This is a genomic window from Eisenibacter elegans DSM 3317, from assembly GCF_000430505.1.
In the GTDB taxonomy this organism is placed as follows: Bacteria; Bacteroidota; Bacteroidia; order Cytophagales; family Microscillaceae; genus Eisenibacter; species Eisenibacter elegans.
In genome coordinates this window covers 234542-260521 of sequence record NZ_KE387153.1, presented here as the reverse complement: position 1 = coordinate 260521, position 25980 = coordinate 234542, and the positions used below count along the sequence as shown (strand labels likewise).

Annotated in this window: 24 protein-coding genes and 4 tRNA genes; 20 read left to right on the top strand and 8 right to left on the bottom strand. The window is 45.6% G+C overall.

Going from position 1 to position 25980, the window contains the following annotated elements; translation table 11 throughout:
- Positions 1 to 10: 10 nt before the first annotated feature.
- Complete coding sequence (locus tag G499_RS0114760; protein ID WP_027000576.1) at positions 11 to 2437, bottom strand: endonuclease MutS2; 2427 nt, start codon at positions 2435 to 2437, stop codon at positions 11 to 13.
- Positions 2438 to 2638: 201 nt separating this feature from the next.
- On the opposite strand from G499_RS0114760, the gene G499_RS0114755 reads away from it, so the two are divergent.
- Entirely contained in the window at positions 2639 to 3007 is a 369-nt protein-coding gene (locus G499_RS0114755; protein WP_027000575.1) for a DMT family protein, read from the top strand.
- A 255-nt stretch (positions 3008 to 3262) separates the two neighbouring features.
- On the opposite strand, the gene G499_RS0114750 is transcribed toward G499_RS0114755, so the two are convergent.
- Positions 3263 to 4258 carry a sugar phosphate nucleotidyltransferase gene (locus G499_RS0114750; RefSeq protein ID WP_027000574.1) on the bottom strand — a complete coding sequence of 332 codons (996 nt, stop codon included), beginning with the start codon at positions 4256 to 4258 and terminating at the stop codon, positions 3263 to 3265.
- Positions 4259 to 4500: 242 nt separating this feature from the next.
- Between G499_RS0114750 and G499_RS0114745 the strand changes: the two genes are divergently transcribed.
- The 11 genes from G499_RS0114745 (at position 4501) to G499_RS0114695 (ending at position 18321) form a co-directional block, all read left to right on the top strand.
- Positions 4501 to 5328 carry a CheR family methyltransferase gene (locus G499_RS0114745; RefSeq protein WP_027000573.1) on the top strand — a complete coding sequence of 276 codons (828 nt, stop codon included), beginning with the start codon at positions 4501 to 4503 and terminating at the stop codon, positions 5326 to 5328.
- Between the two features lie 60 nt (positions 5329 to 5388).
- Positions 5389 to 5997 carry a chemotaxis protein CheB gene (locus tag G499_RS0114740; RefSeq protein WP_027000572.1) on the top strand — a complete coding sequence of 203 codons (609 nt, stop codon included), beginning with the start codon at positions 5389 to 5391 and terminating at the stop codon, positions 5995 to 5997.
- A 9-nt stretch (positions 5998 to 6006) separates the two neighbouring features.
- Positions 6007 to 6864: a GAF domain-containing protein gene (locus G499_RS0114735; RefSeq protein WP_027000571.1), complete on the top strand. Its 858-nt coding sequence runs from the start codon at positions 6007 to 6009 to the stop codon at positions 6862 to 6864.
- An 18-nt stretch (positions 6865 to 6882) separates the two neighbouring features.
- Entirely contained in the window at positions 6883 to 10434 is a 3552-nt protein-coding gene (locus G499_RS0114730; RefSeq protein ID WP_027000570.1) for a PAS domain S-box protein, read from the top strand.
- A gap of 99 nt (positions 10435 to 10533) precedes the next feature.
- A complete protein-coding gene (locus tag G499_RS0114725) occupies positions 10534 to 11088 on the top strand; it encodes a SiaB family protein kinase (protein WP_027000569.1) in 555 nt (184 codons plus the stop codon).
- 103 nt (positions 11089 to 11191) lie between these two features.
- Positions 11192 to 11554, top strand: coding sequence for a DUF1987 domain-containing protein (locus G499_RS0114720; protein WP_027000568.1), 363 nt, complete (start codon positions 11192 to 11194; stop codon positions 11552 to 11554).
- A gap of 171 nt (positions 11555 to 11725) precedes the next feature.
- Positions 11726 to 14785: an ATP-binding cassette domain-containing protein gene (locus G499_RS0114715; protein ID WP_027000567.1), complete on the top strand. Its 3060-nt coding sequence runs from the start codon at positions 11726 to 11728 to the stop codon at positions 14783 to 14785.
- A gap of 33 nt (positions 14786 to 14818) precedes the next feature.
- Positions 14819 to 15787, top strand: coding sequence for a hypothetical protein (locus G499_RS0114710; protein WP_154658479.1), 969 nt, complete (start codon positions 14819 to 14821; stop codon positions 15785 to 15787).
- A gap of 386 nt (positions 15788 to 16173) precedes the next feature.
- Positions 16174 to 16959 carry a hypothetical protein gene (locus tag G499_RS20235; RefSeq protein ID WP_051296290.1) on the top strand — a complete coding sequence of 262 codons (786 nt, stop codon included), beginning with the start codon at positions 16174 to 16176 and terminating at the stop codon, positions 16957 to 16959.
- A 91-nt stretch (positions 16960 to 17050) separates the two neighbouring features.
- Entirely contained in the window at positions 17051 to 17713 is a 663-nt protein-coding gene (locus G499_RS0114700; protein WP_027000565.1) for an alpha/beta hydrolase, read from the top strand.
- Between the two features lie 143 nt (positions 17714 to 17856).
- Complete coding sequence (locus G499_RS0114695) at positions 17857 to 18321, top strand: lipocalin-like domain-containing protein (protein ID WP_027000564.1); 465 nt, start codon at positions 17857 to 17859, stop codon at positions 18319 to 18321.
- Between the two features lie 307 nt (positions 18322 to 18628).
- On the opposite strand, the gene G499_RS0114690 is transcribed toward G499_RS0114695, so the two are convergent.
- From G499_RS0114690 to G499_RS0114665, 6 genes are all read right to left on the bottom strand, one after another.
- Positions 18629 to 19288 carry a hypothetical protein gene (locus G499_RS0114690; protein WP_027000563.1) on the bottom strand — a complete coding sequence of 220 codons (660 nt, stop codon included), beginning with the start codon at positions 19286 to 19288 and terminating at the stop codon, positions 18629 to 18631.
- Positions 19289 to 19399: 111 nt separating this feature from the next.
- On the bottom strand, positions 19400 to 19651 hold the full coding sequence (locus tag G499_RS0114685) for an acyl-CoA-binding protein (RefSeq protein ID WP_027000562.1): 252 nt from the start codon (positions 19649 to 19651) through the stop codon (positions 19400 to 19402).
- Positions 19652 to 19693: 42 nt separating this feature from the next.
- A tRNA-Arg gene (locus G499_RS0114680) sits at positions 19694 to 19767 on the bottom strand.
- Positions 19768 to 19794: 27 nt separating this feature from the next.
- Positions 19795 to 19869: transfer RNA gene (locus tag G499_RS0114675), tRNA-Pro, on the bottom strand.
- Between the two features lie 61 nt (positions 19870 to 19930).
- Positions 19931 to 20008 (bottom strand) — tRNA-Pro (locus G499_RS0114670).
- A gap of 71 nt (positions 20009 to 20079) precedes the next feature.
- A tRNA-Ser gene (locus G499_RS0114665) sits at positions 20080 to 20169 on the bottom strand.
- A 249-nt stretch (positions 20170 to 20418) separates the two neighbouring features.
- On the opposite strand from G499_RS0114665, the gene G499_RS0114660 reads away from it, so the two are divergent.
- From G499_RS0114660 to G499_RS20225, 8 genes are all read left to right on the top strand, one after another.
- Positions 20419 to 21402, top strand: a complete 984-nt coding sequence (locus G499_RS0114660) for a VWA domain-containing protein (RefSeq protein ID WP_081413824.1) — start codon at positions 20419 to 20421, stop codon at positions 21400 to 21402.
- Positions 21403 to 21406: 4 nt separating this feature from the next.
- Positions 21407 to 22192, top strand: coding sequence for a tetratricopeptide repeat protein (locus G499_RS0114655; RefSeq protein WP_027000560.1), 786 nt, complete (start codon positions 21407 to 21409; stop codon positions 22190 to 22192).
- A complete protein-coding gene (locus G499_RS0114650) occupies positions 22193 to 22792 on the top strand; it encodes a hypothetical protein (RefSeq protein WP_027000559.1) in 600 nt (199 codons plus the stop codon).
- Between the two features lie 65 nt (positions 22793 to 22857).
- On the top strand, positions 22858 to 23616 hold the full coding sequence (locus tag G499_RS0114645; RefSeq protein WP_027000558.1) for a hypothetical protein: 759 nt from the start codon (positions 22858 to 22860) through the stop codon (positions 23614 to 23616).
- Between the two features lie 13 nt (positions 23617 to 23629).
- Entirely contained in the window at positions 23630 to 24070 is a 441-nt protein-coding gene (gene ruvX, locus G499_RS0114640) for a Holliday junction resolvase RuvX (protein WP_027000557.1), read from the top strand.
- 67 nt (positions 24071 to 24137) lie between these two features.
- Positions 24138 to 24695 carry a peptide deformylase gene (gene def / locus G499_RS0114635; protein ID WP_027000556.1) on the top strand — a complete coding sequence of 186 codons (558 nt, stop codon included), beginning with the start codon at positions 24138 to 24140 and terminating at the stop codon, positions 24693 to 24695.
- A 15-nt stretch (positions 24696 to 24710) separates the two neighbouring features.
- Positions 24711 to 25202, top strand: a complete 492-nt coding sequence (locus G499_RS20230; RefSeq protein ID WP_051296288.1) for a YqiA/YcfP family alpha/beta fold hydrolase — start codon at positions 24711 to 24713, stop codon at positions 25200 to 25202.
- A gap of 8 nt (positions 25203 to 25210) precedes the next feature.
- The coding region (locus tag G499_RS20225) for an RpnC/YadD family protein (RefSeq protein WP_035727702.1) at positions 25211 to 25980 on the top strand (770 nt) is incomplete at its 3' end.

The following is a 25980-nucleotide window of genomic DNA, read 5'->3' as shown; positions in this document are numbered from 1 at the left end:
CACAAATGCTTTAGCGGAGCGTAACGATGGTGATGCCGTCGCCGCCCCGGTCGGCGTGCTCGTCGGCTATTCCGACAACCTGCTTGTATTGACGCAACTGCTGCCGGACGAGGTTACGCAAGATGCCGTCGCCTTTGCCATGTAAGATATGAAGTTCGGTTTGCCCCAGCAAGATGGCATCATCCATAAAGCGGGTCAGCTCGGTTACGGCCTCCTCGCCGCGTTTGCCACGCAAGTCGAGCTTGATGCTGAAATGCATCATTTTTTCGTTTAGGTTGATTCCTTTGAGGCGCACACTAGCCTGTTGTTGTTCTTTTCGGAAGGCCTTGCGGCTCAAGCGCTCCAAGCGGTCAAGCTTAACGGTAGACTTCAGTGCTCCGATGGCGATTTCAGCGTTTTTGCCTTTGAGTGCAACTACTTGGCCGATGGCATTTTGCCCCTTGATGCGCACATAGTCGTCTATTTCTATGTTTCCTTCTATGACTTCAATAGGTACTTCGGCTTCGGCCACCTCTGGAGTGGTAGCTTCCCAAGCCACTGAGGCTGCTTCGGGACGATTTTTTTGGGCAAATTTTTGAAGTTGTTGGCGTACTTCTAAGGTCTTACTTTTGTCTGCCTGTGTTTCTTTTATTTCACGAATGGTGCTCTCAATCCGCTGATTAGCTTCTTTGAGCAGTATCGAGGCTTCTTGTTTGGCTTGATTGAGGATACCTTTTTTCTCCCGCTCTAGGTATTCTTTGAGTTTTTGGTAGTTGTTGAAGGTTTCGGTAAGGGCGTGTTCCTTTTCCAAAAGCGTGCGGTTGAGGTCGTGGAGCTGCTTACGCTCTATTTCGAGATTGCGCAATACCTCATCGAAGTTGACCTGTTGCTTGCCGGCTTTTTTGCGGCTGCGTTGAATAACCTCTGGCGGAAGCCCTATCTTGTGGGCAATTTCGAAAGCAAAAGAACTGCCCGGCTTGCCTATTTCAAGGATGTAAAGCGGCGAAAGCTTTTCGGCATCGAAGCGCATAGCACCATTAATCAAGCCTTTGGTGTTTTCGGCCAAGAGTTTGAGGTTGCTGTAATGGGTTGTGATTACGCCGAAGGCACGTTTGGCATTGAGCTGTTCTAGGATAGCTTCGGCAATGGCTGCGCCAACTACCGGCTCGGTACCGGTGCCAAACTCATCAATCAACAGCAGGGTATGTGCATTAGAGAAGCGCAGGAAGTGCCGCATATGGGTTAGGTGGGCGCTGTAGGTGCTGAGGTCGTTTTCGAGCGATTGCTCATCGCCTATGTCGATAAAAATACGCTTGAACAGCCCGATGGTTGAATTTTCGGCCAAAGGCACCAATAGCCCACACTGGAACATGTACTGTAATAGTCCTACGGTTTTGAGCGACACGGACTTACCCCCGGCGTTGGGGCCTGAGATAAGCAGGAGGCGGCGCTCCTCTGACAAGCTGATGTCAAGCGGGATGACGTGTTTTTTTTGCGCCGCAAAGCTCAGCACCAGAAGCGGATGCCTAGCCGCATACCAATCTAGCAAGGGCTGCTCCACAAAATTAGGTTTTACAGCACCTAGTTCGAGTGAGAGCTTGGCTTTGGCACGGATGAAGTCAATCATCCCGAGGTAGTCGTAGGCTTTTTGTAACTGAGGTACTTGTGGGCGGATAGCCGCCGTGAGAGCTGTCAGGATACGGATGATTTCGCGCCGTTCTTGGTAGGCGAGCTCTTTGAGGTGGTTGTTGGTGTCGAGTACCTCGGCAGGCTCTATGTACACGGTTTGTCCAGTGGCCGATTCGTCGTGGATGAAACCCTTAATCTTACGCTTGTGTTCGGCAGGAACAGGCACGACCATACGCCCTTCGCGGAAAGTGATATTGGCATCAGACTTAATATATCCTTGTTGCTTGGCGATGCCCAAGAGCTTGTTGAGCTGCGTACGTAGGTTGTTTTGCTCCTGAATGAGACTTTTGCGGATGCGTTGCAGATCGGGCGAGGCATTGTCACGAACTTTGCCACGCTCGTCGATGGTGGCATCAATCTGTTTGACCAAACCTCGGTCAAACTCCACTGTCTGGCTAAGGGCGGTCAACAAAGGGTAAGTTTCTTGCATCGAAGCCTGCGCAAAAAAGCGCAAACATTGGTCGATGGTCATCAGGGAGGCGCGCAACTCCCCAAACACGGCCTCATCCAAAAAAGCCCCTTCGATGGCGGCCTGCTTGAGGTAGGGGTGGGCGTTGTAGTAGTTTTGTTGGGGGAAATACTCCCCCTGAGTGAGGATATCTTGGAACTCAGCTGTTTGGCTGGTTAGCTTTTGGATGAGGTCGTAATTGTCCGAAAATCGAATTTTGTCTACATAGGCCGTTCCGAGGTCGCTCAGGCAGCGTTCTTTGAGCAATTGGCGTATGGTATCGAAGCCAAGCTTGGCCTCAAAATGGTCGGGGTAAATCATTGATGTTTGTATAATAACCGAATGCTGCGCGTGGGTTTGGGCTGGGCAGCGAATAAGTAGTAGTGATGTCTAAAATGCAAATTTACTAAAAAAGCCGCAAAGCCCCCTTTTTGTTTTGCGGAATGCTGTGTGGATAAGCTCGAACTGTGTATCTTTGCGGGCTATTGCCTTGTTAGATATTTACTCCTATTTTGATAAAAAATGAGAATTTTTTATACCATCTTATTATTAATACTTTCCAATGCCTTTATGATGATGGCTTGGTATGGGCATTTGAAGTTCAAACAGATTCCGGCCTTAGCCAAATGGGGCTTGGTGGGAGTCATCCTGATTAGTTGGGCTATCGCCTTATTTGAGTATTGTTTTCAAGTGCCTGCCAATCGCTTAGGCTACAAAGAGTATGGCGGTCCTTTTGCCTTGGTAGAGCTGAAGGTCTTACAAGAAGTCATCACCTTGGTGGTGTTTGTGGTGTTTTCGTTGGTGGTTTTTCGCAACGAGACCTTCCGCTGGAATCATTTAGTCGGATTTGGCTTTTTAGTTTTAGCAGTGTATTTTATATTTAAAAAATAAAATTGGTTTATCTGTTGTTTTTTCAATATATTAAACCTGTATATCACTGAATATTTCCAGAAAAGCAGGCCTGACCGCACAACACCACTGGACATTTTTGTAAAAGCAGCTCGAAGCTCCTACCTCCAAGATAAACTAAGACCTCATTTGGGGGTACAATGAGACTTAGCCCATAGTTTTAACGGTGGGATTTGAAAAATGCCCAGTGGCGTGCAAAGTCCTCAATGTTTGCACGCCTTTGTGCATAGTGGGGTGTTATTTTCCGAAATTAATTTCGGTATTATCTCCTATATTCAAGCTTTGAATCATCCCTTTGAGGGAGCTATCATTGCCAATTACAGAGGCTTTCAAGACAACATCTTCCAGCTCGCTATAAGAGCCAATAATACTGTTTTGGACAATAGAGCGGCGCAGCGTGGTATTGTCTCCGATAGCTACATTAGGCCCTATGATGGAGTGTTCTATGCGACAACCCTGCCCAATACTGACGGGCGGCACGATAATCGTGCCCAGATAATCTTTTGGAGGAACTTTGAAGGTCGGGTTGTTGAGTAAAATGGCGTTGGCTTCGAGCAAGGTCTCTTTTTTCCCACAATCAAACCAATTGTCGACCATCGTAATGGCGATGTTTTCGCCTTGAGCCAATAGATAGGCTAAGGCATCGGTGAGGTGGTACTCATTGTTGCTGCGTAAGTTGTTTTGGATGATGTGCTCGATGGCCGTAAGCAGCTTGCCCACGTGTTTGATTTTGTATACCCCCACCAAGGCCAAGTTGGACTTGGGGATAAGGGGTTTTTCGGTCATCTTGGTTACATATCCGTGTGCGTCGGTCTCTACAATGCCAAACTGCTCGGGAGTTTCTACTTTTTGTACAGCAACCACGGTATTGGGGCTGTTGCGCATCGCCTGCATATTGAAGGTAGCGATGGTATCTCCCAAAACAATCATCAGCGGCTCCTCAGGGTCGAGATGTTCGCGGGCAGTCCAAATTGCATGAGCCAATCCTTCACGAGGCTCTTGCGTAACAAAAATAGTTTTGAGCTCAGGGTAGTTTTGCTTGATATAAGACTCTATCTTGTCTCCCAAATAGCCAAGAACAAAAACAAACTCATCGAAACCGTGAGCATAAAAATTGTCAATAATATGTGCCAAGATGGGTTTACCGGCAATAGGAACCAGCGTTTTGGGCTGTGTATGGGTGTGAGGGCGTAACTTTGAGCCTATGCCCGCCACCGGAATAAGAACTTTCATAACTTATACGACTATAAAAATCAGAGATGGATGCTATTGATGGGGTAGCACCACAAGGTTGAGCACGTTCAGAACAGGCTAAGCCCAAAGCTAAGAAAAAAGGATTAGAAAAGATTTTTTCGCTCTACTAAATTCTACCAGCAGGGCAGAGAGATAAAAAAAGCGCAGTTTAATATCGGAGCTATTGTGTGGCGCGGGTTTTTATACTAAATTGCCAAGATGAAATCTGTCTACACGTCAATATGCAAGATATAGAAATTGCCCAACTCAAAAAACTTACAGAGCTAATTCAGGGACGCTTTGATTATGACTTCTCGAACTATGCCATGTCATCGTTCAAACGCAGGGTACAACGCTTGTTGGAGATATACAAATACCCATCGATAGAAGTTTTGATTCAGAAACTATCAGAAAAAGATGAACGTTTCTTCCAAGAGTTTTTGTCCGAAATCACGGTCAATGTAACGGAAATGTTCCGAGACCCTGGTTTTTGGAAAGTACTCAAAGACAGTATTTTACCCAATATTTTACTCAATGAGCGCCCCATTAAGATTTGGCATGCAGGCTGCTCTTCGGGCGAAGAAGTATTTTCGATGGCCATCGTCTTACAAGAAATGAAGGCGCTTGATAGGGTACAGATTGTGGCTTCAGACATCGATACGGCCATCATCAACAAGGCCAAAGAAGGAAAGTACCCCATCAAAAATATGGAACTAAACCAGAAAAACTACGAACGCTATGAAGGCTCACACACCCTGAGTACATACTACAAAGAAGAAGGCAATAAAGCTGTTTTTGACAAAAACTTGGTGCGTAATGTCCAGTGGATTGTCCATAACCTAGTAGACGGTACTGCCTTCGATACTTTTGACTTGATTTTGTGCCGCAATGTGATGATATACTTCAACCAACAGCTCCAAAATCAAGTACTTAAACTATTTCACGAAAGCCTACACAAATACAGCTACTTGGCCGTAGGCTCCAAAGAGTCCTTGATTTGGTGCGAAATAGCCAATAAGTTTATCATTGTCAATAATGAGGAGAAAGTCTACAAAAAAGTGAAAGACTAACCCTCGCCATAGGCAATTAACCCAAATTAGGCTGTTTTACTTTTTGTTTTTTATCATCAAATGAGCGACTTTCACATCAAACATCAATATAAAGCCATTGCCATAGGAGGCTCGGCGGGGAGCTTTCAAGTCATTACCAAGATACTCAATCACTTGCCTAAAGACTTTGATATTCCCATTATGATGTGCCTGCATAGACTGCGGCACGTCCGCCACGGCTTTGTAGAAGCGCTCAACATCAAAAGTAGTATTGAAGTACAAGAACCCGAAGACAAACAAAGCGTGCAACGAGGCGGTATTTATTTGGCTCCGGCCAACTATCACCTCCAAGTAGACCCCGGCAATACCTTTTCACTCTCTACAGACGACCTGATCAACAACTCCCGCCCGGCCATAGATTTGATGTTTCATTCAGCAGCGGCTGTTTATAGGCATCGCCTAATAGCGATTTTACTCTCCGGTGCCAACAGAGATGGCGCTTTAGGAATGAAAATTGCAAAAGACAAAGGAGGGCTTGCAATCGTACAAGACCCAAGCGAATGTTTGATTGATACGATGCCCACCGCAGCACTCAAAATAACTCCGATAGATTACCAACTCAATACAGACCAAATTATACGCTTCTTGGCAGAACTGCACGAAAAAAACAAAGCAGGTATACTTAAATAAAGTGTTTCTATGAAAATCATTCAGCGTTTAGCCGTTTTTGCAATCATCCTCTTTATCTTGGGGATATTCTTTACGGCTTCCTACCTCAATAGCTGGCGAGTGGAGCTGCTGAGCACGCTCAAGCTCAGCCGCATGGAGGATATCGAAAAGCTCCGACTAGCAGTAGCCAATATTTTTTGGGTTGTAGGGGTAGAAACAGCCCTAGGCTTGTTTGCTATCCTGATGCTCTTGCTGAGCCGCCGCCGGCAAGTAGAAACCATCTACGTAGAGCGTGTAGGCAAAATCGGACAACAAAAAGGCTCTGACAGCCAAGCCGCTACAGAAGACCAGACCGACAATACCAGCATCAATAACAGCCAAAAACAACTGATGCGCAACTTGCTCGAAGTGATGAACCTCCACAACAACAACCGAGAGTTCCAAAAACTCTTAGAACAGGTCTTGAGGCTGGTCTGTACACACCTCGAAGCAGGGCAGGGAGGATTGTACCTTGCCATTCAACCCGAAAACGAAGCCATACAGGCCAAACTCGTAGCCACGTATGCCTACTATACTACCGAAACACGCAAAAACGTCTACGAAGTAGGGGAGGGCTTGATAGGCCAAGTAATGAAGGACGGAAAGCTCATCAACCTCAAAAATGTACCCGAAGGGTATATCATGATTGTTTCTGGGCTAGGCAATGTTTCGGCCAAGCACCTGACCGTAGTGCCCGTGATCAATGAGTATGGGCAAGTGCTGGCAGTGTTCGAAATCGCCTCCCTTCGCGAATTTTCAGAAGCCGATGAGGCACTTTTAACAGAAGTGGCATTACTTTTGGCAAAAGAAATAGCCGAAGGCGAATACCAAAACATATTACTCGACTGACAGAACCGCTGATACTATATGTTTAAGAACCTCAGAATTGGAACAAAAATTACCATCTTGGTAATTATCATCGTACTCATATCGGTTATATCGGTGAGTTTGATTGCCTTTAACCTTAGCCGGCAGTCTGTAGAAGAACGCTATTTGGCTTCTATCAATACCATTGCCAAGCTGAAAGCCGAAAAAGTAGAAACTTTCTTTGACAAAGTAACGGCCAACCTCATTTTTGGTAGTCAGCTGAGTATTGTTAAAGATAAGCTGCGCGCACACCAACGCAGCAATGCCTCACAAGTGTTTATCGCCTTTGATACCACCGGCAAAAAAGACCCAAAAGAAGACTCTCTCACAATGTTAAGCGCAACGGTATATGACAGTACTACCGAAGCCCAACTCCAAGAGATATTACAGTCTATCGAACAACTCTATCAAATCAGTTTTATTTACCTGACAGATGCCGAAGGGAATATTATTTCTGAATATGGTGAGAATCGCGCGCGGGTCAATGTAAGGCGCAAAGTCAACATCAATGATGATAAACGCCGCCTTACCTTTGCAGACCAAGTCATTGCTTATAGTAATGTATACAAACCCGTAGACAGCCTCAATGTATTCAAAATGTTGGCCGCCGCCAATGTGTATGACCAAGATAAGTCGCTGTTGGGGCGGTTGGTTTACGAAATTGATATGAGCTATGTCTACTCCTTGGCTGCCGACATCACAGGCTTAGGAACTACAGGAGAAATCATCTTGGCGCGCCGCGAAGGCAACAACGCCGTATACCTCAACCCATTACGACAAGACTCGCTAGCACCCTTGCGCAAAAGGGTACGCCTAGGCGAAGACGCACACCAGTACCTACAAGAGGCCGTCAAGGGCCGTCAAGGCTCCGGCTTTGCTCGTGATTATCGTGGCGAGGCGGTGTTGGCTACTTGGCGAACTATCCCCGGGGTAGAGTGGGGGGTGATTGTAAAAATAGACCAATCCGAAATCAATCGCCCTACAGACTTGTTGCGCAATGCCTTTCTTATCGCAGGGCTAGTCATCATCTTTATCTCGCTGGTATTGGGTATTTTATTTTCCCGACTGCTCATCAATCCTTTGCTCTCCCTCCGGCAGGTTGTCAATTTACTGGCGCGGGGAGTCTTGCCTAGCGCCATTCCCCAAAGCTCCGAAGATGAAATAGGCGAAATGGCCGGACAGCTGAACCAACTGGTAGAGAATCTCAAGAAAACCGTAAGCTTTGCCCAAAGTATAGGCCAAGGCGAGCTAGACACAGAGTTTAGCCCCATTAGCGAAGAAGATGCCCTCGGCGTATCTCTCATAGGAATGCGCGACAGCATCCGTACCGCTGCTATGCGCGACGAAGAGCAAAACTGGATTGTAGTAGGCCGCGCCGAAATCGGTGATATTCTCCGTAGCCAAAACAACATCGAAACCTTGGGCGAAGCCGTCATCGAATACATTACCAAGCGAATCAATGCCGTTCAGGGCGCTTTCTACACCACCGAAGCCCACGGCGAAGATCTCCGCGACAACGAACTCGTGATGACAGCTAGCTATGCTTACAACAAGAAAAAGTACCTTAATGCCAAATTTAAATTTGCTGAAGGGCTGGTTGGTCAAGCTGCTATCGAACAAGATACAATCGTCCGAACTGAAATCCCGGATGAGTATGTAACCATCACCTCAGGTATCTTGGGAGACCGCAAACCCAAATGTATTCTCATACGCCCGCTCATCACCCTAGTAGACCGCCAAGAGCAAGTGTTGGGGGTGATGGAGTTTGCAGGCTTTGAGCGCTTTAGTGAGAGAAATGTCCGGTTTGTTGAAGAAATCAGCGAAATCATTGCCCGTACAGTATACAATATCCAAGTAACAGCCAATACCCAGCGCCTACTGGAAGCCTCTCAGAAACTCAGTACAGAGCTACAAGACAAACAGGCTGTATTGAGCCAAAACGCAGAAATAATGGCTGCGCAAAACGAAGAGCTACAAATCGCCAAAAACGAACTCGAATTTAGAATAGAAGAGGTACACCGCGCCAACGAAAAAACGCGCCTCCTACTCGAAAACGCTTCCGAAGTAATCACCATCTACCGTGAGAATAAAGAAATCAGCTATATAAGCCCCTCGGTAGAGAAAATCTTGGGCTATACCCAAGATGAAATGATTGGGATGAGTGATACCATTTACATCGAAGAAGGAAAAGAAGCCTTCCAGCAGATGTTCCAAAACCTCATCCTGAACCCCCGCGAACGCATTACCATCCAGTTTAGCTACCGCATCAAACACCCCAAAGAAGACGGCCACGAAGTGATTTGGCTAGAGGCTACTGGGACTAACCTGCTCGATGACCCCGCCATCCAGGGGATTGTGGTCAATAGCCGCGATATTACTGAGCGCCGCCTAGTAGAAGCCGAACAACGGATGCGCGGCCAAATGCAGGCACTCTCTGAAAACTCCCCCGACCTTATCACCCGTATTAGCAAAGATGGACGTATCTTCTATATCAACCCTGTAATTGAAAATTATACAGGGAAAAATAAAGATGCCTATCTACAACAACATATTGATGAGGTAGAAATACCCCCCAAAGTCTTGAACCAATGGAAGCAAAGTATAGAACAAGTGCTGACAGAGGGCTATAAAATCAGCTTTGAAATGGATTTCCACTCTGACATGGGCAAACGCATTATGCAGGTCGATGCTATTCCGGAATATAATGACCAAAAAATCGTAGAGTCTGTTCTCTTGGTATCGCATGATATTACCGAACGTAAAATCATCGAACTCGAAGTTCAGAATACCAATAAGAAAATCACCGAAAGTATCAACTACGCCAAGCGTATCCAAGAAGCAATCTTGCCAGACAATGAGTTGATACGCAATTATTTACCACAATCATTTATCCTCTACAAACCCCGCGATGTGGTTAGTGGAGACTTCCCTTGGTTCTACAAAAAAGGAGATGATATCTACCTAGCCGCCGTAGACTGTACTGGCCACGGCGTACCCGGCGCCTTGATTTCCTTGATTGGCTACTTCTTGCTCAACAATATCTTAGGACGCCCCGAAAACCTCGAACCCGGCAAGATACTCGACCTGCTGGATGCAGAGGTAGTGGAAACACTCAAACAAAACCTCGGCTCCAACTCTAGAGACGGAATGGACATCTCGCTATGCAAAATTAATGTGAAAACCCAAACACTGTCGTATGCAGGGGCTCACCGCCCGCTCTACTACTTGCCCGAAGGCGGCCACATAGAAGAACTCAAAGGCGACAAGTACCCCATTGGTGGCGCGCAATACAAAAATAGAAGCGAGTTCAATAACATAGTAGTGTCATACAAACCCGGAGATGCCTTCTTTATCTTCTCCGACGGCTTCCCCGACCAATTTGGCGGCCCCGAAAACCGCAAGTTCTCCCCTCGACGCATTCGAGATATTATCTTGAAACACAAGCACGAACCCGTGGATAACATCAACAATGCCCTCGAACAAGCCCTCCAAGCTTGGCAAGGCGATAATAAACAAACGGACGACATCTTATTAATAGGCGTAAAATTTTGATGAAACCCTATTACTTTTCAGAAAAATATCATAATATTGAATCATCTTGCAATTTGAGTTAAGGATTTTCCTTAATGAATGCTAATACGGTAAAAACATATGAAGTACATCTATGAACTGCACAAGATAATGGTCGAGCGTAACCTCATCCTCGTATATGAAGGAGAGTTTACGCAAGAAATTACCAAGTCTGTGCTTGCGATGGCAGAGCGTAACATGGATGCAGGGAGGGAAGATTCGAGCGTCAAACGCAAAGTATTTAATGTGATGGTGGAGTGCCTCCAAAACATCGTAAAATACTCTAACGAAATTGACTTTGAAGACGCAGAAGGGCAACAGCATCACGCCGTCTTTATGGTAGGTAAGCACGAAGACGTGTATACCATTACCTCCGGGAATATGGTAACCAACGACCGTGTCAAAATTTTGCAAGACAAAATCGAGCATATCAACAGTCTCGACAAAGACGGCCTCAAAGCCTTATACAAAGAAATCATCAAGACTGGCGAAATCAATGTCAAAGGTGGCGCAGGGCTTGGCTTTATTGATATGGCCCGAAAATCAGGCGAGAAACTACAGTTTGACTTTGAGCCGATGAACGATAAAATTTCGTTTTTCTCGCTCAAAACGGTTGTGCCACGGAAAGAATCTTAGTAATATTGCAAGACTAAATCACCCGCCAATTATTGCCGTATCGAATAGCAACAGTTTGCCGCATCACCATTTGTCTAAATAGAATACTAAAACAATACAAACTATGGACGTAATCAATTCAGAAGGAACAGAAGACACCCCAAAAATAATTCTGGACAAGAATAACGGTATTTTTGAGATCTCAGGTCGTTCTCTGCCCGAAGACGCAGCCGAGTTTTATGACCCCGTTCTCCAATGGCTTGGTGAGTATGGTTCATCACCCAACCCCGAAACTGTGTTTATCTTCAAACTGGAGTATTTCAACACCGCTTCATCAAAACTGATTTTGGATATTCTATCCAAGCTAGAAGGGATCACAGGAACTAGCGTGCTTTGGTATTATCACGAAGACGACGAAGATATGCAAGAGGCCGGTACCGAGTTTTCGGAGCTGGTTGAAGTACCCTTCGAGTTCAAGCCTTACTAAAACCTAGGCTTTACCCCTAATCCAACTCAGGCTTTACCCTTACCCTCCAAGGGTAAAGTTATTTTTATTTTGGCTCCAACAACAAAAAGAGCGAAAATAGTACAAAAATTGCGAGAGCCTGTAACCGTATACCCCGGCGTTGTTACACACCCCGTAGGAAGCACATAGCATATGAGCGAAAATATATTAGATGCCCTTACCCGTTTGTTCGGGATCATCTCTAAGCAAGATGGGGGAGCCACCCAAATCGAAAGAGACTTTGTCATTACGTACTTCAAAGAACACCTTGATCAAAACTCTATTCATACTTATACCCAACTGTATGACGAAGTAGCGGACTATGGCAATCCGGGGCCAGACCGCATCACAATGCGCGAATCAGTCAAAATCTTGAAATATTGTCGTGAGATTAACCAAAACCTCGCCCAAGGCCAAAAGGTCGTCATCTTGACCAAACTGCTCGAACTCATTGCTACCGACGGAGAATTTACAGACCAACGCCGTGAAATCATCGATACAGTCTCCAAAGCCTTTAACATCGCCGGAGACGAATACAAGGCCATTGAAAGCTATGTAATCAATCGCGAAACAAGCCAGATGAGCTTCAAGGACATCTTGATTGTGAGTAGCAACCTCAATGCCCAGCTTAGCAACCCCGAAGCCAAAACCTTACAGCTCGAAAAACTCGACGGCGAAGTCATCTTCTTGTGGGTGCGCAGCGCTGATATGCTATTTGTAAAGCATCACTGCCAAGAAGAAGAAATACTGCTCAACGGCTTCCCCATTAAGCCCTATCAAGTATACCTATATTCTCGCGGGAGCGCTATCAAAACCGGACAAGGCAAGGCGCTCTATTACAGCGATATAACAGCTATTTTCTTGGAAAATCTCCAAGAAACCAAACTTTCTTTTATTGCCGAAGAAATTGAGTTTACCTTTCCGGCTGGCAACCTCGGCCTCAGAGGAGTTTCTATCAGCGAGACACAAGGCCGCCTCGTCGGGATTATGGGCGGTAGTGGCGCGGGCAAAACCACCTTGCTCAACGTATTGGCTGGCCTCGAAACCCCCTCCAAGGGCGAAGTACTCATCAACAACATTGATATTCATAAGGATAAGGATGCAATAGAAGGCGTAATTGGCTACGTAGCCCAAGATGACTTGCTTATCGAAGAATTGACCGTATACCAAAACCTCTATTACAACGCCAAACTTTGCTTCAACGACCTCAATGAGGCCGAAATAGACGAGCGTGTAGTCAGTGTACTCACAAGCCTCGGCCTAGACCACATCCGGCACCTCAAAGTAGGCAACCCCCTCAACAAAAAAATTAGTGGAGGCCAACGCAAACGCCTCAATATCGCCCTAGAGCTTATCCGAGAGCCCGCAGTGATGTTTGTGGACGAGCCTACCTCCGGCCTCTCCTCACGCGACTCCGAAAACGTAGTCGATTTGCTCAAAGAGATTTCCCTCAAAGGCAAACTCATCTTTGTGGTCATTCACCAGCCCTCGTTAGACATCTACAAGATGTTTGACCGAATGATCATCCTCGACCAAGGCGGCTACCCAATCTATTATGGTGACCCCCTCGAAGCAATCCCATACTTCAAAAAAACCGCCAACCAAGTAGAAGGCGACCGGCGCAACCTCAATCCCGAACAAATCTTCAACATCATTGAAGATCAAGTAGTAAACGAATACGGCCAATATACCAATAAACGCAAAATCACTCCTCAACAGTGGAACGAACACTATAAGGCAAACTTCCAACAAGAGAAGGTCGAAGTGATTGAAGAGCCGCCACCATCGTCGCTCAAGTTGCCCAACTTGTTTGTACAGACAACAATCTTTACCATTCGCGACTTCTTGGCCAAGGTCGGCAACACCCAGTACCTGCTCATCAACTTACTCGAAGCCCCAATTTTGGCGCTGCTGATGGCCTTTGTGATTCGCTTCCAAAACGACCCCAAGGTCGAAGGGAAATATACCTTTATGTTCAATGACAATATTCCGGCTTATATCCTGATATGTGTCATTATTGCGCTCTTTATGGGCTTGACTGTCAGCGCGGAAGAGATTATCAAAGACCGCAAAATTCAAAAACGCGAAAAATTCCTCAACCTCAGCAAAGCCTCCTATCTTTGCTCCAAACTGATTATTCTCTTTACTCTCTCAGCAATTCAAACCCTGACTTTCGTGGTGGTAGGCAACGCCATTCTCGAAATCAAAGGCGAACTGCTCAATTACTGGATAATACTGTTCTCCGTGTCTTGTTTTGCTAATGTGTTGGGGCTGAACATTTCGTCGACCTTCAACTCCGTCGTAACTATCTATATCACCATCCCGCTGCTGCTGATTCCGCAGATGATTTTGAGCGGAATGATTTTTAGCTACGACAAAATGAACGACAATATCACCCTCAAAGGCAAAGTCCCCCCTGTGGCCGACATTATGGTTTCGCGTTGGGCTTTTGAAGCAATGACAGTCAAACAATTCAAAGACAACTACTATAACGAAGACTATTACCAAATCGAGAAGACAGAAAACTACTATCGCGTAAAACAAAAATATTGGGTTCCTGCCCTACGCGAAAAAGTAGACCGCCTAGTCGAAAACTACCACCTTGATGACAAAAACGACTCTGTCATGAAGGTCATCGAAGATGATTTGTCATTGCTGCGCAATGAGATTAGCGATGAAAAACGCTACCATAAATTTGCCAAAAACATCAAAATAGCCGAAGAGCTTACTACTTCGCGCTTCAATGAAGGCGTGGCTGACAAACTCAACACCTACCTCGATAAGGTCAATGATGATGCGACCGAACAAGAAAACAAGGCCGCCCGAGAACGTGAGAAGGTATACGAGAAATTTGAGGCACAAGACCCTAAATACCCCAAAATCAAAGAGCAGTACCACAATAATCAACTCTCCTTGATGATGAAAAAGGAAGAGGTGGCTATCCAAGGCCAACCCTTCATTGAGCACAGAGGCCGGCTAATCCAAAGGATTTATCCCGTCTTTCACGAGCCCAAAAACCCCATCAATTGGTTCGACTATTCCGCACACTTCTTCGCTCCAACCAAACATTTTGCCGGGCGTTGGATTGACACCTACTACTATAACCTCTTTGTTATTTGGCTTTTGACATTTGTTTTGTATCTTACGCTGTATTTCGACGTATTCAAGCGTATATTCAACATTTTCAGTAGATTAGGTTCTCTTAAATCTTAACTTTACTACGAATCAATAAAAATCACACAACATATGAACACTACCCCAATGCGCCTGTTTGCTATTTTTTCCCCAACTTCGCTCCGTACCCTCGTGATTTTTACTTGTGCAGCCACACTACTGCTCAGTTGTGGGGGCAACAAAAAACCCAAAGGAGGCTCATTGCTCACCGGAGATGAAGACAATCAAGAGGTTAGTAAAGATGATAACTCAAGCGCACCGCCATTCTCAAAAGAGGTATTGGGCGATATTGTACGCTCTATCCCCTCGCCGCTCGAAATCTCTTTCCTAATCAAGGACTTAGGGATTAAGTATGACAGAGGCCTGCTCAATACAACAGAAAAAGCCAATGACTACAATACTTCTTTCAAACAAGCGCTCAACCTAGGAATCTATAGTACTGACCTTGGCTATGCCAACATCTACGGCCAAACCAATGACGCGCTACAATACCTCACTGCGGTCAAAATTATGACGGATGGCCTCAAAATAGGAGACTATTTTGACTTCAACACCTTGAAAGATCTAGCTACCAATAGCAACAACCTTGACTCGCTATTGCTCGTAACCAACACAAGCCTTGAACGCATCAATGAGCACCTTCAGAAAAAAGATCGTGCCGACCAAACCATCCTCATTTTGACTGGTGGCTGGCTCGAAGCGCTGTACCTGACTTGCGAAATTGCCAAACGCAGCCCCAATGACTTGCTCAATAACCGCATCGGAGAGCAAAAAATTATCTTGGATCAACTCCTTCTCCTCCTCTCTTTCTACGAAGAAGAATTCCCCAAGATTAAAGACTTGCGTAATGACCTCATTGAGCTGCAAAAAATTTATAACCGTGTAGAAATCACCTTCGTATACGAAGAGGCTTCTACAAAAGAACAAGAAGGCATCCTCATTGTAGAAGACCAAGCCACCAGCAAAATCAAGTTTACGTCTAAAGATTTGGAAGACATCTTGGCAAAATCTAAAGAAATTAGAGCTAAAATCACAGAATAATCGCTCATAGATTGAACAAACAAAAGCCCCGGCAGTAATCTGCTGGGGCTTTTGCGCATAAACCCTAACACAGAAAATCAACTCCCCGCCCCGCACCTTGGAAAATTGGCCTTGAGTCTGTAACTTTGGCTGAATATCAAATACCTCAACATCAAACTATCAACGAGCCATACCATCATCAATAGATTTATTTTGCCCAATATACTACACCAATATAACTATACCCCAAGAGCTTACGTTAAATAATCGGGCTTTTGCACCGAACCCCTCTTGTGTCTTTGAACCAACAAAGCCCAATAGCAGGGTAGCTTGGTATGAAACTTGCAACGTAAGTCAAAATAACACCGGCTCAACTTAATATAGCCACGCTAAAATTATCACTTCCTATGAGAAAATCACCTCTGTACCTAATTCTAATTTGTCTGATAGCTTGCTTACCTTATACAAATATCCAAGCCCAAGACAGCAAAGAAGAGCTGCTCGAAATGATTATTCAATCGATGCCCTCGCCGGTAGAAATCTCAGTGCTTATCAAAGAAATCGGCATCGAATACAACGGTGCGATGCTCTCTTCGGTGTCTAACCTAGGCTCTTATAGCTCAGGATACAAACAAGCCCTAAACCTAGGAGTATACAGTACGGACTTGGGATACACCACTATCTATAAGAAACCAGATGCACTACAGTATCTCAACTGTGTCAAATCATTGGCCAATACCCTAAAAGTAGGAGAATATATCAACTTCGAAGCCATCCAACGCCTAGCGCTATCCAACGACTTGAACCTCTTGCTGTCCGAAACTTCTGACAGTTTCTCAAAAATCAACGGACACCTGCGCGAAAACAAACAATCAGACCTAGCCATCTTGATGCTGGTAGGCGGCTGGCTCGAAACAGTATACCTCACCGCCCGTGTAGCAGAGAAAAACCAAAACGAACTGCTCAATATCAAAATAGCAGAGCAAAAATTCGTGCTTGACCAACTGATGACCGTCATAGAAGAGTATGGCAACAAAGAAGGTTTGAAAGAAATTGTGGCAGACCTGAAACGCCTCCAAACCAAACTAGATGCCGCCTTCCAAATGCTAGAAAGCAAAGGAGAGGTTACGCTTGATGACCTTGACGGCGTAATCAATAGCATTGTGGCTATGCGTGAACGCATCATCGCATAAGCGCACCCATACCAAAAACATAAGAGGCATTCAAGACACAACAAGTGCTTTGAATGCCTTTTGTTGTCTAACCTACGCGATCATATCGGCAATGAGCTTCTCAGAACAACACCTCAAGGTACAGCGCACAGCACGTTATTACCAAAGCGCTGATATCAGCGCCCAAACCCAGCAACTTTGGTTTGTCTGCCACGGATATGGCCAATTAGGGGCATACTTTGCCCCAAAGTTTGCCAGTATTGCAGACGCATCAACCGTCATCATTGCTCCAGAAGCACTCTCAAGGTTTTATCAGAGTGCCTTCAACGGAAGGGTAGGGGCTACTTGGATGACCAAGGAAGATCGCCTTCACGAAATCGAAGATTATATCGCCTATCTCAACCAACTCTATAACCATATACTTGCTCAACATCCGCAGCCCCAAACACTGCAAATACACATATTAGGCTTTTCGCAAGGCGTAGCAACTGCTGTGCGATGGGCTGCCAATGGCCATGTTCAGTTTCATCATCTGACTGCCTGGGCAGGCACTTTCCCAACAGAGCTAGATTATGAAGTCCTCGGACATAACTGGAAAACACAAGCGATTGATATTGTTTATGGGCTACAGGATGAGTTTTTTACAGAAGCCAATTTTCAAACCCATATCAATCAACTAGCTGAGGCAGGTCTACAGTTTGATACCCATACTTTTGAGGGAAAACACGACTTGCATCATGACACACTCATGCATATCGCACAATTACGACGCTAACCCTACACCAAGATTTATTGGTTCAAGAAAATCAGCGCTAGTGAATCCTCAAAGTCAATCTCAGTATAACTTATGCATTTGACCTGCGTTTGAGTTAAATAAGCCCCAAACCCTTTTATTATTCACAATTCACAACTCATTTTATGAAAACACTTCAGAAGTTGACAGTACTCCTAGCTTTTGCCTTTATGGGCATGAGTTTTATAGTGGCAGATACCAACAATGACCCACGGAAGCTTTTGGTACGCAAATGGAAATTTGACATTGAGCACCTGCGTAAGATGGTGCTAGAGGATATGAGAAAAGAAGGAGCCTCGGAGGAGGAAATAGAGCAAGGAAAGCTTTTTGTAGACATGATGCTCGGAATGATGGATGCTATCCGCCTAGAGTTTAAGGCTGATGGCACGGTCATCAATACCGGCGGTGGAGATGAAGAGGATTCTACAGGACATTGGACGCTCAGTGCCGATGGCAAAACCCTAACGCTTTCGTCCCCAGATGGGGAGGAGACAATCCTCAATGTAGTATCGATTACCAAAGATGAGCTAATCATACACGAGCAAGACAGACCCGAGGTTACCCAACGACTTGTTCCGGCTAACGACTAGTAGTACCTGAATTTATACCAAGATTCCCTACGCCGCTAGATATTTCTGGAAAGCAGCTCGGAGCTCCGGCTCCGAGACAAGCTGAGGCCTTATTTGGAGATAAAATGAGACTTAGCCCACAACGAGGTCTGGAAAACGTCCAGTTGTGTGAAGATTTGCTTGATTATGAAGGTATAGATTGTCCAAAACAACGCTGATTGGGTGTAAGACCAAAAAAGCCGCACATTGCGGCTTTTTTTGATGTGGCAAATAGCGCACCAATAGTTTGCATAATACACCAGCACCTGTTATTGTACTAAAGAAGCGCTTATTTTGATATGACGGCCTTAGGTCTTTCGGCTTTTTTAGGCTTTCCTGTGGGGTAAGCATCGGCAGGTTTGGTGTGAGTAGTAACTCCTCGAATGACAAAAACAACTGACAAAGCAAGCAATAACCCACAAACAACATAGGCACTAGTCGTATCCACAGCCAGTATTGGCAACAGCGCCCAAGCCAGTAAAGCCAAAATAACGGTAACACCGGCGGCGACAAAGTTGCTCATGCGTTTGGCCTCTTGTTGTTTTTGGCGGTCAAGAATCTGTCTTTTGACATCTTCTTTGACGAGCTCGCATGTAGCCTCATCCCAACCAAAACGCTCCATATAGCCTACAGCCTTGGCATTGTGGTGGTGGCTGACAAGTTGGTATACCTTAAAATACTGTGCTTTGTCGATATGGTGTAAATCAGGATGTATGGGTTGGAGTAGCCCCATACTTTCTGCAAAGATTTTGTGTTGCTCTGGTGCAACATAGGTATCAGCGATGTGATTTAGATTTTTGTAATTAGCCAAGATATCCAACGTTTGTTGCTCGTCAAGTTGGTAGGCTAGGGGTAGCAGTTGGCGGATGTAGTCATTGTCAAAATGATTTTTTTGCAATTGGTCTACATACTCGCATATCTCGGCCACACGCTTTGCAGGAATATACATCAGAAGTAAGCTTTTGTAGGGTTTTGCGAAATTATTCGCTTCTTTAGACGAGTTTGGGCTTACTTTAGTTGGCCTGATGGGGGTATTTTTAGCTCTATGTGGGCAAAAAATTTAGGAAAGGCTGTTTATAAGGTCAATATAAGATTTGGCAGCCACATCTTTACCCATTCCTTTGAGTTTCTCCCAAGCATCGTATTTGAATCGACCTTTCATATCAAACATCCCGGGGCGGTCACCAGATACATCTCCTTCGGTTGCTTGCTTGTAAAAAGCATAAAGCTGCAAGAGCACCTCATTGGAAGGGCGCTGAGTGAGTTGTTTAGACTTTTCTACGGCTTCTTGGAGGGCAGCTTGTAAATCCATAAAAATCAGGAGTTTTGAGATGGGCAGAAGTAAGGATTATTGTGATTCCGTAGGGACTCGAACCCTAAACCTACTGCTTAGAAGGCAGTTGCTCTATCCAGTTGAGCTACGGAACCAAAACCGACGAGTAGTTTCCTACCCTGTCGGGGCGGCAGGATTCGAACCTGCGACCCCCTGGTCCCAAACCAGGTGCGCTAACCGGGCTGCGCTACGCCCCGAATACTTGCAAAAATAACTATTTTTGGATACTTTTACAAAAAGCAAAAAACAGGCTTTTGTTGGTCGGGGCGGCAGGATTCGAACCTGCGACCCCCTGGTCCCAAACCAGGTGCGCTAACCGGGCTGCGCTACGCCCCGAATTACCAAAAACGGCTGTTATTTGTGCAAGCTTTAGGAAAAAAAGGCGCTCTAAATCGTTTTAGAGCGCTTGGCGGAGAGGGAGGGATTCGAACCCTCGGTACCCTTACGAGTACGGCAGTTTAGCAAACTACTGGTTTCAGCCGCTCACCCACCTCTCCGTTTTGAGGTAACACTTGTTGTGGTGTTGCTGAAAGTGTTTGCAAAGGTAAGGATTTAATCTGATGCCGCGCAAGGGTTCTGTCAAATTTTTTGTGAAAAAACAGCTCAAAAAAACGCTTTAAGCCTGTATATCAGGGAGAAATATTTTCGTATTTTTTATCAGCTACCCTGAGTTATGAATCAATCATTGGGTTTGCACATACAAATACCCCTCGCTATCTTTGCTCCATTGCATCAGATAAGAATATATGATAGGAATAGAGTGGTATCAGTCGTGGGGCTGGTTTGAGTCGTTTGTTTGTGTGGCCTTTGCCAGCTTGGTAGTCTCATACCTCTGGCGGGTATTGCGCGTATCGGGGCAGTTGAGGCTTTCGCCATCGTTGATTTTTGTGAAAATACCCATCCGAGTGTCCTATTTCGGTTTGTTGTTGATAGCATTGATGGGGCCATCGTTTGGCGCTGGCAAGAAAACCATTCAGGCCATAGGCAAGGATATTTATATTGCGGTAGACCTGTCGCGCTCAATGGATGCCGGCGATATTGTACCCTCGCGCTTGGAGCGTGTCAAGCACGAGCTAAGGCAATTGGTGGCCAATCTGCCAGCCGATAGGATAGGCCTAGTGATTTTTGCGGATGATGCCTACATTCAGTGCCCACTGACTTATGACAAGAACGCGCTACAGCTATTCATTCAGACCATGCACAGTGGGTTGTTGCCCGAGGGCGGTACAGATTTTAGCGCTCCACTGTCGCTGATTTTGGAACGCTATATGGCTTCGGAAGGACAAGAGACGACTAATTATTTTGCCAAAATGGCCATTCTAGTCAGTGATGGAGAAGACTTTGGAGAGCATACGGCCAGAGCTACCGCCGCGCTACGCAACAAAGGGGTGCGCCTGCTCACCCTTGGTGTAGGCACACAAGCCGGAAGCCAGATTCTTGTTTCCGGACAAGGCTTTGTAAAAGATGCACAAGGGCAACCCGTGCAGACACGGCTACAAAAGTCTGCCCTCATCCGTATGGCACAAGATACCGGCGGGCAATACTTTGAGCTAAGCGACCAAAAGCAGCAAATCCCCGAATTATTGGAGGCTGTTCAGGCGTATAAAGGACAGCGTCTGGATACTCGTACGGTAGACTTAGCCAGCAACAAATACCTCTATTTTTTGGGAATAGCGTTGGGTTTGATTATTTTAGATGCGTTTTTGATTATCAAAGTTTTGGCAATCTGAGTTTATGTACAAATATTTCTGGACACTCTTGCTCATCAACCCATTGACCTTCGTCAGCGATCGAAATCAGACGCAGTTTGAGGCCGTAAGGGCGCATCAAAGCCAAGACTATATTACCGCAATTGTCCGATACCAGTATTTGGTAGAAGAGCTGGGGGTTGATAATCCATCAGTATTGACCAATCTGGCACAAGTATACTATGCCCAAAAAGACTACACAGAGGCCAGTGTATACTATCAGCGGGTAACCGAGCATACACAGGCTTCAGAAGAGTTACGCTCTATGGCTTGGGTACAGTTGGGCTTGATAGCAGAGGCTACCCAACAGTATGACGAGGCGCTGATAGCTTTCCAAAAAGCGATAGAACAGTTTAGACCAAACTATTTGGCGCGCTATAACTATGAGTTGCTCAAACGTCGGTTGCGTAACCAAGAGGTGAGCCAAGCCCCTAACCCTGACGGCGCCACCCAACAACAACCACAAAACGCCCGCCCTGATGCCAATGGGGTAGCGCAAACAGAACAAGTGCCCGATAAAGATGGAGAAGAACAAAACCTGCCCGAAAAAGAAGCCAACCCCAGCGGCACTCAAACAATAGAGCAAGCTACCAGCAACCCAAGCCCCGAAGAGCTGGCACTGCTCAAACGCTTACAACAGATGAACTTAGACCCTGAAACAGCCAATATGTTGCTTGATGCCATGAAAAATCAAGAGTTACAATACTGGCAACAATTACAGCGAATTCCGAAAAACAACAAACACAAAAACAACAAAAAACCCAATTGGTAAATGACTAGCCTCCGTCTTGCCAACTGCCATTTGCAATACTCTCCCCAAGGCCTACAGATGCGGTATTACCGTTTTTGGAAGCGTTCGATTAGGCGCTGGCTTTGGTGGGGGGCTTGTTGTGTAGGGCTGCTTTGGGCTTTGTATTGTATACAGTCCGAGAGGCGGTGGATATTTGTGTGTGGATTGGCTTTTGGGGTGTTTTGGCTGTCTGCCTTGCTACGGCAGAGCTGGCAAATCTACCATTTATATTACCCGTCGGTATATTGGGATTGGCAAAGACAGACACTAGCTATACGCAATTTTTGGTGGCAATGGGAGCACATCCCTTTGGCCGAAGTCAGAAACCTCCGCCTCCAAGGTGAATGGGACGTACCTAGTCTGTTACAGCTTTCTGGCGGATGGCCACCAAGCTATGGAATAGTCTTCTGGGTAGAAAACCGCTACTTCCGCAAGTACTTCCTTTTCAAATTGTACGATTGGGAGCACTACAATCGCCCACGCTACACCGAACAGACTGAGAAACAAGCAAAAATGTTGCTTCAAATACTAGAACACGAAATCAATCAATATCGCCAACAACCCAAGCTGGCTCAAACATAAAACTTGTTTTTTATGTTGGATTTGTATATTTTTGTAGAGATTGTTGTTAAGCTACATTGCCCTATATGCGTTTTTACTCAGAACAAACCCTCCAAGAGCTTATCCGTCAAGATTATAGTTATGCAGCAACACTGCATCAACTAGGAATTGCTTTTTATGAATATGAAGCCGAAGAGACCTTGGCTAGTATTTGTAAGCAAAAAAGACTGGATGTGAAGCTAGTCATCAAAGGATTGGAGGCGGCTGTAGCCAAAAAGCAAAAAAGCGAATCATTGCGCTTGCCCAATTATGGTGTAGAGGTCATTATTGCGTATTTGAGGCACATACACGTCAACTTCATACAACGCAGGTTGCCTTATATGGCCACATTGGTCAAGCACCTACAATCCAAAGACTTGGAAAGCCCCGACTTAGTAAAGGATTTGCAGCTCTTTTTCCCGCTTTTTGTAGAAGAGTTTATTGAGCATATTCACGAAGAAGAAGATGGCCTCTTTGCGTATTTGTTGCGCTTGCACCAAACTGCACAGGGAAAGTACCCAGCAGTAAAGCTTTTTTATGAGCTAGACAAGAGCCCGTTGAAGGATTTTGCCGAACATCACCACGATAGCGATGATGAAATGCGAGGTGTGCGCGAGCTGACCAACCAGTATGCGCTTACCCAAAAGTCTCCCTTGTTACAAGTAGTACTATACGAAGAGCTCAAAGCCTTTGAATATGAGCTAAAAGTACACGCCGATATCGAAGACCACGTATTGTTGCCCAAAGGAGTACAGCTCGAAACCGAAGTGCGCCAAATGATTCGCAAAACAGCCTTGTTTAATTAAGCCCCACCGATGTATGCCAAGGATACTTGCCATTGATTATGGAATCAAACGCGTGGGAATAGCGACCACTGACCCGCTACAGATTATCGCCACACCACTCACAACTATTCCTAACCACGAACTGCTGCCCTATTTGCAAAAATACCTCCAACAAGAAGAGGTAGAGGCAGTAGTAGTTGGGATGCCTACCAAGGCCGATGGCAGCGATACCCACAGTACCCCGCACATCAGAGGCTTTGTCAGAAGTTTACAAAAACTCTACCCCGATTTGGCCGTCCATACACAAGACGAAAAAGGCAGCTCTCAAGAAGCACTGGAGGCGATGATTAGTGGGGGAACCTCCAAGAAATACCGCCGCCAAAAAGAAAATCTCGATAAAATCAGTGCAGTCATCATCTTACAGCGCTACCTCGAAAGCCGGCCAACAACCCCACCCAATACAACGACCTCCTGACTTTTTTGCAGCTTTGCACACCCTGAGCTGCTTATTTTTATCACAGTATATTTCACACATCACATCTATGATTTACCCTATTGTTGCCTACGGAGACCCGGTACTCAAAAAAGTGGCACAAGATATAGACCCCAAAGACGCTTCTTTTGACCTCAAACAGCTGGTGGCCGATATGTTTGAGACCATGTACAACGCCCAAGGCGTAGGCCTAGCCGCCCCACAGATAGGCAAAAGCCTCAGATTATTTGTAGTAGATGCCGAACCCATGGATGAGGAAAACCTCAAAGGGTTCAAAAAGGTATTTGTTAATCCGGAAATCTTGGAAGAAACCGGAACCCCTTGGGCTTACGAAGAGGGCTGCCTCAGTATCCCTACTATACGTGGCGATGTAGAACGACCCGAAAAACTGCGCATCCGTTACTATGACGAAAACTGGAATGCGTATGAGGAAGAGTACCATGGAATGGCCGCACGTGTCATCCAACACGAGTATGATCACATCGAAGGCATTCTGTTTACGGAACATCTACCAGCCCTCAAACGACGCTTGCTCAAGTCAAAACTGGGCAATATCAGCAAAGGCAAGGTGCGGGTAGATTACCGTATGCGTTTCCCCAATCTTTAACCCAACGCCAAGCCGATGTACGGGCATTTGTTATACCTTCACGGCCTCGACAGCGTGCCACATAGCGACAAGGTGGCACGCCTATCGGCAGTAGCTGCGCGTATATCAGCACCACTACTTGACTACCGCCAACACCCCGATACACTCCAACGCTTGTTGGATAGCTACAACACTGACCGCCCCGACTTCTTGATAGGGAGCTCTATGGGCGGCCTCATGGCCTATTGGATGAGCTTGTATTGGGGGATACCAAGTCTATTGCTAAACCCTGCGCTTTCGTATACTTCTGTTTTTCAGCATATTACACCGGCGCCTAATCCTCAGTGGGTGCAACAAGTCCTAATACTCGGAGCTCAAGACAACCTCATACTGCCCCAAGATACGCAACAGTATTTGCAAGCCTATCACCCATCGGCGCATTATACTGTTGATATTTGGCCTACACTAGGGCATCAAATCCCAGTAGAGGATTTTCAGGCTATCATAGACAAACACCTCTTATCTTGAAGTGAACGATGGCACTCCCAACTACTATCGAAAAAGATACACTTTGGAAAGGTATCATAGAAGAGCTTTTTGAGGATTTTATGCACTATTTTTTCCCTGAGTGGGCAGCGCAACATATAGACTTCAGCCGTGCACCGGAGTTTTTGGACAAAGAGCTCTCCGAACTTATTGCAGATAATAACAGCAATAAACGTTATGCCGACAAGCTTGTAAAAGTACATTCTAAAGAAGGAAAAGAGCACCGCATCCTGATACACATAGAAGTACAGGGCTACAAAGACGAAGATTTTGCCGAGCGTATGTTTACCTACTTTTACCGAATACGTGATCGATACCAGCAAAATATTCTAGCCTTTGCTCTTTTTACAGATGACAAACCTGATTTTGCCCCTAACGAGTACCGCTATGAGTACCATACCACACGCAATATCTACCAGTTTGATACTTTCAAACTCCTGAATAAATCCGACGCCGAACTAAATATTCCCAATAACCTTTTTTCGGTTGTGATGCTGACGGCAAAAAAAGCCCTCGAAAAGCAGCATCTCCAAGATGCGGCACAGCTCAGGTGGAAACGCGACCTAGTAATGGAATTGCAGACAGCCAAGTACTCGACACAGAAAATTCGGCAACTCCTCAACTTTATTCGCTTTTATGTGCGGTTTGAACAAAATGACAGTCTTTTGACGTTTAATAATGAAGTACAACAGATTCTCAAACAACGTAAATCTATGGGACTAGAAGAAGCCATCTTAGAAGAAGTAAAACAAAAAGGCAT

Excerpts from the sequence above, each read along its gene's own strand:
- G499_RS0114760 (WP_027000576.1), bottom strand. The coding sequence starts at position 2,437 with ATGATTTACCCCGACCATTTTGAGGCCAAGCTTGGCTTCGATACCATA.
- G499_RS0114755 (WP_027000575.1), top strand. The coding sequence starts at position 2,639 with ATGAGAATTTTTTATACCATCTTATTATTAATACTTTCCAATGCCTTT.
- G499_RS0114750 (WP_027000574.1), bottom strand. The coding sequence starts at position 4,258 with ATGAAAGTTCTTATTCCGGTGGCGGGCATAGGCTCAAAGTTACGCCCT.
- G499_RS0114745 (WP_027000573.1), top strand. The coding sequence starts at position 4,501 with ATGCAAGATATAGAAATTGCCCAACTCAAAAAACTTACAGAGCTAATT.
- G499_RS0114740 (WP_027000572.1), top strand. The coding sequence starts at position 5,389 with ATGAGCGACTTTCACATCAAACATCAATATAAAGCCATTGCCATAGGA.
- G499_RS0114735 (WP_027000571.1), top strand. The coding sequence starts at position 6,007 with ATGAAAATCATTCAGCGTTTAGCCGTTTTTGCAATCATCCTCTTTATC.
- G499_RS0114730 (WP_027000570.1), top strand. The coding sequence starts at position 6,883 with ATGTTTAAGAACCTCAGAATTGGAACAAAAATTACCATCTTGGTAATT.
- G499_RS0114725 (WP_027000569.1), top strand. The coding sequence starts at position 10,534 with ATGAAGTACATCTATGAACTGCACAAGATAATGGTCGAGCGTAACCTC.
- G499_RS0114720 (WP_027000568.1), top strand. The coding sequence starts at position 11,192 with ATGGACGTAATCAATTCAGAAGGAACAGAAGACACCCCAAAAATAATT.
- G499_RS0114715 (WP_027000567.1), top strand. The coding sequence starts at position 11,726 with ATGAGCGAAAATATATTAGATGCCCTTACCCGTTTGTTCGGGATCATC.
- G499_RS0114710 (WP_154658479.1), top strand. The coding sequence starts at position 14,819 with ATGAACACTACCCCAATGCGCCTGTTTGCTATTTTTTCCCCAACTTCG.
- G499_RS20235 (WP_051296290.1), top strand. The coding sequence starts at position 16,174 with ATGAGAAAATCACCTCTGTACCTAATTCTAATTTGTCTGATAGCTTGC.
- G499_RS0114700 (WP_027000565.1), top strand. The coding sequence starts at position 17,051 with ATGAGCTTCTCAGAACAACACCTCAAGGTACAGCGCACAGCACGTTAT.
- G499_RS0114695 (WP_027000564.1), top strand. The coding sequence starts at position 17,857 with ATGAAAACACTTCAGAAGTTGACAGTACTCCTAGCTTTTGCCTTTATG.
- G499_RS0114690 (WP_027000563.1), bottom strand. The coding sequence starts at position 19,288 with ATGTATATTCCTGCAAAGCGTGTGGCCGAGATATGCGAGTATGTAGAC.
- G499_RS0114685 (WP_027000562.1), bottom strand. The coding sequence starts at position 19,651 with ATGGATTTACAAGCTGCCCTCCAAGAAGCCGTAGAAAAGTCTAAACAA.
- G499_RS0114660 (WP_081413824.1), top strand. The coding sequence starts at position 20,419 with ATGATAGGAATAGAGTGGTATCAGTCGTGGGGCTGGTTTGAGTCGTTT.
- G499_RS0114655 (WP_027000560.1), top strand. The coding sequence starts at position 21,407 with ATGTACAAATATTTCTGGACACTCTTGCTCATCAACCCATTGACCTTC.
- G499_RS0114650 (WP_027000559.1), top strand. The coding sequence starts at position 22,193 with ATGACTAGCCTCCGTCTTGCCAACTGCCATTTGCAATACTCTCCCCAA.
- G499_RS0114645 (WP_027000558.1), top strand. The coding sequence starts at position 22,858 with ATGCGTTTTTACTCAGAACAAACCCTCCAAGAGCTTATCCGTCAAGAT.
- ruvX (WP_027000557.1), top strand. The coding sequence starts at position 23,630 with ATGCCAAGGATACTTGCCATTGATTATGGAATCAAACGCGTGGGAATA.
- def (WP_027000556.1), top strand. The coding sequence starts at position 24,138 with ATGATTTACCCTATTGTTGCCTACGGAGACCCGGTACTCAAAAAAGTG.
- G499_RS20230 (WP_051296288.1), top strand. The coding sequence starts at position 24,711 with ATGTACGGGCATTTGTTATACCTTCACGGCCTCGACAGCGTGCCACAT.